Here is a 6,352-nt window from a genome sequence, read left to right on the forward strand (position 1 = left end):
CACCGCATATCATGCGAGTGTTGGAATCAGAGCCCACCCGCCGTGTAGGCTGGTGCAATTGGTTCTCGTCGTCAGGCGACGGCCCCGTACGACGCCCCCAGGAGGCAGATTTTGTTCAGCGCTATCGGACGGATCTTTCGAACTCCCGACCTGAGACGCAAGATCGTGTTTACGCTCGCGATTGTGTCGCTGTTCCGGCTCGGATCATTCATTCCCGCACCGTTCGTTGATTTCAACAACGTCCAGGCGTGTCTCGTGGCGAACCAAGCCCAGGGCACCTCGGGGCTCTACGACATGATCAACCTGTTCAGCGGTGGGGCGCTTCTGCAGCTCTCGATCTTCGCGCTGGGCATCATGCCCTACATCACCGCGTCGATCATCACCCAGCTGCTCCGCGTGGTCATCCCGCACTTCGAGTCCCTCCACAAGGAGGGCCAGGCTGGCCAGGCGAAGCTCACGCAGTACACCCGGTACCTGACGATCGCCCTCGCAGTCCTGCAGTCGACGACGCTCATTACGGTTGCTCGCTCGGGCCAGCTCTTCGGTGCCTCGGCAAACCAGGCCTGCCAGAACCTCGTGTCGCAGGAATGGTGGGCGATCCTCATCATGATCCTCACGATGACAGCCGGCACCGGCCTCATCATGTGGTTCGGTGAGCTCATCACCGAGCGCGGCATCGGCAACGGCATGTCGCTGCTCATCTTCACCTCGATCTCCGCGACCTTCCCCGGCGCGATGTGGATGATCAAGGAGTCCAAGGGCTGGGAGGTCTTCTTCCTCGTTCTGGGCGTCGGATTGCTGGTCATCGCCGCGGTGGTCTTCGTCGAGCAGTCGCAGCGCCGAATCCCGGTGCAGTACGCGAAGCGTGTCGTCGGCCGCCGCACCTACGGTGGTAGCAGCACGTACATTCCGATCAAGGTCAACATGGCCGGCGTGATCCCGGTCATCTTCGCCTCGGCGATCCTGTACCTCCCCATGCTGCTCACGCAGTTCAACCAGCCGAAGATCGGCGAGGACCCGCAGCCGTGGGTCGTCTGGGTTCAGAACAACCTGGTGACGGGCGATCAGCCGCTCTACATGCTGGTCTTTTTCCTGCTGACCATCGGCTTCACCTTCTTCTACGTGCAGATCACCTTCAACCCGGAGGAGGTCTCGGACAACATGAAGCAGTACGGGGGCTTCGTCCCGGGGATCCGCGCGGGCCGTCCCACGGCCGAATACCTCAACTACGTGCTGACCCGCATCACGAGCGCTGGCTCGCTGTACCTGGGCCTCATCGCACTCATCCCGCTGATCGCGCTGGCCTTCTTCGGGGCCAACCAGAACTTCCCGTTCGGCGGCGCGTCGATCCTGATTATCGTGGGCGTCGGCCTCGAGACCGTCAAGCAGATCGATGCTCAGCTGCAGCAGCGCCACTATGAAGGGCTCCTCAAGTGACCGAATCCACGACTCGACTGCTGATCATCGGCCCGCCCGGCGCGGGCAAGGGAACGCAGGCCGCACAGATCGCCGAGCGTTTTGAGATCCCCGCGATCTCGACGGGCGATATCTTCCGCGCGAACATCAAGGGCGGGACGCCGCTTGGCCAGCAGGTGCAGGCCATCATCGAGCGCGGTGAGCTCGTGCCCGACACCCTGACGAACGAGATCGTCGCGGACCGGCTGGCGCAGCCCGACGCCGCGGGCGGCTTCCTCCTGGATGGCTACCCCCGCAACGTCGAGCAGGTGCACGCGCTCGACGGGATGATCGAGGGCGACGCGCTCGACGCCGTGGTCCTCCTGGAGGTCGACACGGACGCCGTCGTCGCTCGGCTGCTCAAGCGCGCGGAGCTTGAGGGCCGTGCGGACGACACGGAAGAGGTCATCCGACACCGTCAGGACGTCTACGCGGAGCAGACGGCACCGCTCGTCGAGCTGTTCGCCGAGCGCGGCATCCTGGTCTCGGTCGACGGGCTCGGAACGGTCGACGAGGTCGCGGAGCGCATCGCCGCCGGCCTGACCGCACAGCTCGCCGCGAAGGCGGGTCGCTGAGTCGTGTCACGACGCGGTATTTTTCGGCGCTCGATCTACAAGTCTCCGGCGCAGCTTCGCCTGATGGTCGAGCCCGGCCTCGCGGGTGCTGCGGCGATCGCCGCGATGCGCGAGGCCGTGCGCCCGGGCATCACGACGCTCGAGCTTGACGCGATTGCGGAGGACGCGATCCGAGCCCGGGGTGGCGCGCCGAACTTCATGCTCGAACCCGGTTACCGGCACACGATCTGCGCGAACGTGAACGATCAGGTCGTGCACGCGATCCCCACGGATCGCGCGCTCGCTCCCGGCGACATCGCCTCGCTCGACGTCGGGGCCGTGATCGATGGCTGGCACAGCGACACGGCGTTCACCGCGGTGCTCGATGATCCCAGTCGACCCGAGCTGAGCGCCGCAAACCAGAAGCTCAGCGACGTGACCGAGCAGGCGATGTGGCGGGGGATCGCGCGCCTGGCGCAGGCGAAGCACCTGAACGAGGTTGGCGAAGCCGTCTCGGCCTACGTTCGTGCCCACAGCGACTTCAACGTCCTGGAGGACTACATCGGTCACGGAATCGGCCGGAGCATGCACGAGGACCCGCCCGTCTTCAACGTCCCGGTCCGCGGGCGCAGCCCCGAGGTCAAGCCGGGCCTGGTGGTCGCGATCGAGCCGATCATCTCCGCGGGGACGATCGACACGAATATCGAGGACGACGACTGGACGGTCACGATCGCTGACGGCTCGATGAGCGCCCAGTGGGAGCACAGTGTCGCCGTCCACGCGGACGGGATCTGGGTGCTCACCGCTGAAGACGGTGGGGCCAGCGGTCTCGCGCCGCTCGGGGTCACCCCGGTTCCGATCCGCTAACCGCTTTACAAACCGGAGTTCTCGGACTATCCTTGATCTTTGGTGCTTTGCGCCTGTTTTCGCGTTCGCGAAAGCGGGCGTTTCGCATTCGCAAGACCAGTAGAACCTACGCGAGCGATAGTGAGGCTATGGCGAAAAAAGACGGCGTCATCGAGATCGAGGGACAGGTTGTCGAGGCATTGCCGAACGCAATGTTCCGCGTCGAACTGACCAACGGGCACAAAGTGCTCGCCCACATCTCGGGCAAGATGCGACAGCACTACATCCGCATTCTGCCCGGCGACCGCGTGATCGTAGAGCTGACGCCCTACGATCTGACCCGTGGCCGGATCGTCTACCGCTACAAGTAGGTCGCTGGAAAGTAACGGCGCCCGGCATCCCGGACGTACGATGACAGCGAAATCCTGAAGGAAACATCATGAAGGTAAATCCCAGCGTTAAGCCGATCTGCGATCACTGCAAGGTGATCCGCCGCCACGGCCGCGTCATGGTGATCTGCAAGAGCAACCCGCGTCACAAGCAGCGCCAGGGCTAACACCCGCGCTGCGTGCCGGGCACGCAGAATCCCGCAATTGCATTACTGATCCAGCGCATCGAAGAACCCTCCGAGCAATCGGGTGGGGGACACCTCGGGACAGAGGCCCGAACCCCCGATGCGCATCACACCTCTACTACCGCTAGGAGAAGCCGCATGGCACGTCTCGCCGGAGTCGACATCCCACGCGAAAAGCGCGTTGAGATTGCACTCACTTACATCTACGGGGTCGGCCGCACCAGCGCGCTGAAGACGCTGGAAGCCACCGAGATCGACGGAAACATCCGCGTCAAGGATCTCACCGACGATCAGCTCGTTTCGCTCCGTGACTACATCGAAACCAACTTCAAGGTTGAGGGTGACCTCCGCCGTGAGGTGGCCGCTGACATCCGCCGTAAGGTCGAGATCGGCAGCTACCAGGGTATCCGCCACCGCAAGGGCCTGCCCGTGCATGGTCAGCGCACCAAGACGAACGCTCGTACCCGTAAGGGCCCGAAGCGCACCGTCGCCGGCAAGAAGAAGTAATAGCCGGTCCACTCGACCATCACACAGAGCTTTTCAGGAGAATACTCAATGGCTGCACCAAAGACAGCGGCTCGTAAGCCGCGTCGCAAGGACAAGAAGAACGTGGTCGTGGGCCAGGCCCACATCAAGTCGACGTTCAACAACACGATCGTTTCGATCACGGACACCACCGGTGCTGTGATCAGCTGGGCTTCCTCCGGCGGAGTCGGCTTCAAGGGTTCGCGTAAGTCGACCCCGTTCGCCGCTCAGCTCGCTGCCGAGTCGGCTGCGCGCAAGGCGCAGGAGCACGGCATGAAGAAGGTTGACGTCTTCGTCAAGGGCCCCGGGTCCGGCCGCGAGACCGCCATCCGTTCGCTGCAGGCCGCAGGCCTCGAGGTGGGGTCGATCAACGACGTCACCCCGCAGACGCACAACGGCTGCCGCCCCCCGAAGCGCCGTCGCGTCTAAGGAGCATTCGCTGATTCCCGGGGGCGCGATGCGTCGCGCCCCCGGGAAGGCGCCGGGATTCCGCGTGAACCCCGGGTGCACAGAGGACACCCTCATTCCCGATACCGCATGAGTCATATAGCGGACTCCAGCGAAAGGACCACACACCTTGCTCATTGCACAGCGACCCACCCTCACCGAAGAATCGATCTCCGAGCACCGTTCGCGCTTCGCGATCGAGCCGCTTGAGCCCGGCTTCGGGTACACGCTCGGCAACTCGCTGCGGCGTACGCTGCTGTCCTCGATTCCCGGCGCTGCAGTTACGAGCGTCCGCTTCGAGGGTGTCGCCCACGAGTTCACGACCATTGCGGGCGTGACCGAGGACGTCACCGAGATCATCCTCAACATCAAGGATCTCGTCGTCTCGAGCGAGCACGACGAGCCGATCACCGCGTACCTGCGTAAGACGGGTGCCGGCGAAGTGACCGCGGCTGACATCTCTGCACCTGCCGGTGTCGAGGTGCACAACCCCGAGCTCGTCATCGCGACGCTCAGTGACTCCGCGCAGTTCGAACTGGAGCTCACGATCGAGCGTGGCCGTGGCTACGTCTCGGCCGCGCAGAACCGGAACGAAGACGCAGAGGTGGGTCGGATCCCCGTGGATTCGATCTACTCGCCGGTCCTCAAGGTCACCTACCGCGTGGAAGCTACGCGTGCCGGTGAGCGGACCGACTTCGACCGCCTCGTCGTTGACGTCGAGTCGAAGCCCGCGATCAGCCCCCGCGACGCAATCGCATCGGCTGGCTCGACGCTGGTGGAGCTCTTCGGGCTCGCACGCGAACTGAACACCGCTGCCGAGGGCGTCGAGATCGGCCCCGCGCCGGTCGAGGTGGTCACGGAGGGCGAGCTCTCGATCCCGATCGAGGACCTCGACCTGTCGGTGCGCAGCTACAACTGCCTCAAGCGTGAGGGCATCAACACGGTGAGCGAGCTCGTTGCGCTCTCCGAGGCCCAGCTGATGAACATCCGCAACTTCGGTCAGAAGTCCGTCTTCGAGGTGCGCGACAAGCTCACCGAGATGGGACTGTCGCTGAAGGATGCCGTGCCCGGATTCGACGGCGCACAGTTCTACAGCTACGAAGACGACAACAACTAACTCACGATCCGCCGGTCACGGCCCGATCGTATATTCAACGGAGTAAAGAATGCCGAAGCCCACGAAGGGCGCCCGCCTCGGAGGCGGCCCCGCACACGAGCGCCTGATGCTCAACCAGATGGCTGCGCAGCTCTTTGAGCACAAGCGCATCCAGACCACCGAGACCAAGGCGAAGCGCCTGCAGCCTGTCGCTGAGCGCCTCGTCACGTTCGCGAAGCGCGGCGATCTCGCCGCACGTCGCCGCGCGATGCGTCAGATCACCGACAAGTCGGTCATCCATGAGCTCTTCACCGAGATCGCGCCGCTCGTCGAGAACCGCGAAGGTGGCTACACCCGCATCATCAAGACCGGCTACCGCAAGGGCGATCGCGCCCCGATGGCCGTGATTGAGCTCGTGCTCGAGCCCGTCCAGCCCAAGGTGAAGGCTGCCAAGGCCGAGCCGAAGGCCGAGAAGGTCGAGGAGGCCCCCGCTGAGGAGGTCGTCGAGGCACCCGAGGCAACCGAGGCAGAGGCGACTGACGCCCCGGCCGAGGCTGCTGCGGAGGAGAAGGCCGAGTAAGGTCCCTCACCCCTCACCCCTCACCACGCCCCGCTGATCTTCGGATCGGCGGGGCGTTGTGCGTTCGCGGTGTCGGCAGAACATACGGTGAGTGTCGTGGGCCCGGGGTGCGCTGGTGCGCGGGGCACGCCGGTGACGTGGGGCGCACCGGTGCGGGGGTGCCCCGGGCGTGCGGAGCGCGCCGCGGACGCGGCTAGCTGTACTGACCTCGACCGTTGTTGACTCGATCGATCGGAGTTTGGCCTCCGATACCAAGGTGGGGCCTGTCTAGGTTG

9 protein-coding genes are annotated in these 6,352 nt (G+C 64.5%); all 9 read left to right on the forward strand.

Annotation, left to right across the window (positions count from 1 at the left end):
* The first annotated feature begins 111 nt into the window (after positions 1-111).
* The 9 genes from secY to rplQ all read left to right on the forward strand — a co-directional run bounded on the left by secY (position 112) and on the right by rplQ (position 6,077).
* On the forward strand, positions 112-1,437 hold the full coding sequence (secY, locus tag D3230_RS15675) for a preprotein translocase subunit SecY (protein ID WP_202345982.1): 1,326 nt from the start codon (positions 112-114) through the stop codon (positions 1,435-1,437).
* Complete coding sequence (locus D3230_RS15680; RefSeq protein WP_202345983.1) at positions 1,434-2,030, forward strand: adenylate kinase; 597 nt, start codon at positions 1,434-1,436, stop codon at positions 2,028-2,030. The genes secY and D3230_RS15680 overlap by 4 nt, the downstream gene beginning before the upstream one ends.
* Positions 2,031-2,033: 3 nt before the next feature.
* Complete coding sequence (map, locus tag D3230_RS15685; RefSeq protein WP_337249205.1) at positions 2,034-2,876, forward strand: type I methionyl aminopeptidase; 843 nt, start codon at positions 2,034-2,036, stop codon at positions 2,874-2,876.
* A 128-nt stretch (positions 2,877-3,004) separates the two neighbouring features.
* Positions 3,005-3,226 (forward strand): translation initiation factor IF-1, encoded by a 222-nt coding sequence (gene infA / locus D3230_RS15690; RefSeq protein WP_025133723.1) that lies wholly within the window; start codon positions 3,005-3,007, stop codon positions 3,224-3,226.
* 68 nt (positions 3,227-3,294) lie between these two features.
* Positions 3,295-3,411 carry a 50S ribosomal protein L36 gene (rpmJ, locus tag D3230_RS15695; RefSeq protein ID WP_005050492.1) on the forward strand — a complete coding sequence of 39 codons (117 nt, stop codon included), beginning with the start codon at positions 3,295-3,297 and terminating at the stop codon, positions 3,409-3,411.
* A gap of 156 nt (positions 3,412-3,567) precedes the next feature.
* A complete protein-coding gene (gene rpsM, locus D3230_RS15700) occupies positions 3,568-3,936 on the forward strand; it encodes a 30S ribosomal protein S13 (protein ID WP_087011707.1) in 369 nt (122 codons plus the stop codon).
* 48 nt (positions 3,937-3,984) lie between these two features.
* Complete coding sequence (gene rpsK, locus D3230_RS15705) at positions 3,985-4,383, forward strand: 30S ribosomal protein S11 (RefSeq protein WP_025133724.1); 399 nt, start codon at positions 3,985-3,987, stop codon at positions 4,381-4,383.
* A 148-nt stretch (positions 4,384-4,531) separates the two neighbouring features.
* Positions 4,532-5,518 (forward strand): DNA-directed RNA polymerase subunit alpha, encoded by a 987-nt coding sequence (locus tag D3230_RS15710; RefSeq protein WP_130453675.1) that lies wholly within the window; start codon positions 4,532-4,534, stop codon positions 5,516-5,518.
* Positions 5,519-5,567: 49 nt separating this feature from the next.
* Positions 5,568-6,077, forward strand: coding sequence for a 50S ribosomal protein L17 (gene rplQ, locus D3230_RS15715; protein ID WP_202345984.1), 510 nt, complete (start codon positions 5,568-5,570; stop codon positions 6,075-6,077).
* The last annotated feature ends 275 nt before the right edge of the window (positions 6,078-6,352 follow it).

Source organism: Leucobacter chromiireducens subsp. solipictus, from assembly GCF_016758195.1.
GTDB classification, from domain to species: Bacteria; Actinomycetota; Actinomycetes; order Actinomycetales; family Microbacteriaceae; genus Leucobacter; species Leucobacter solipictus.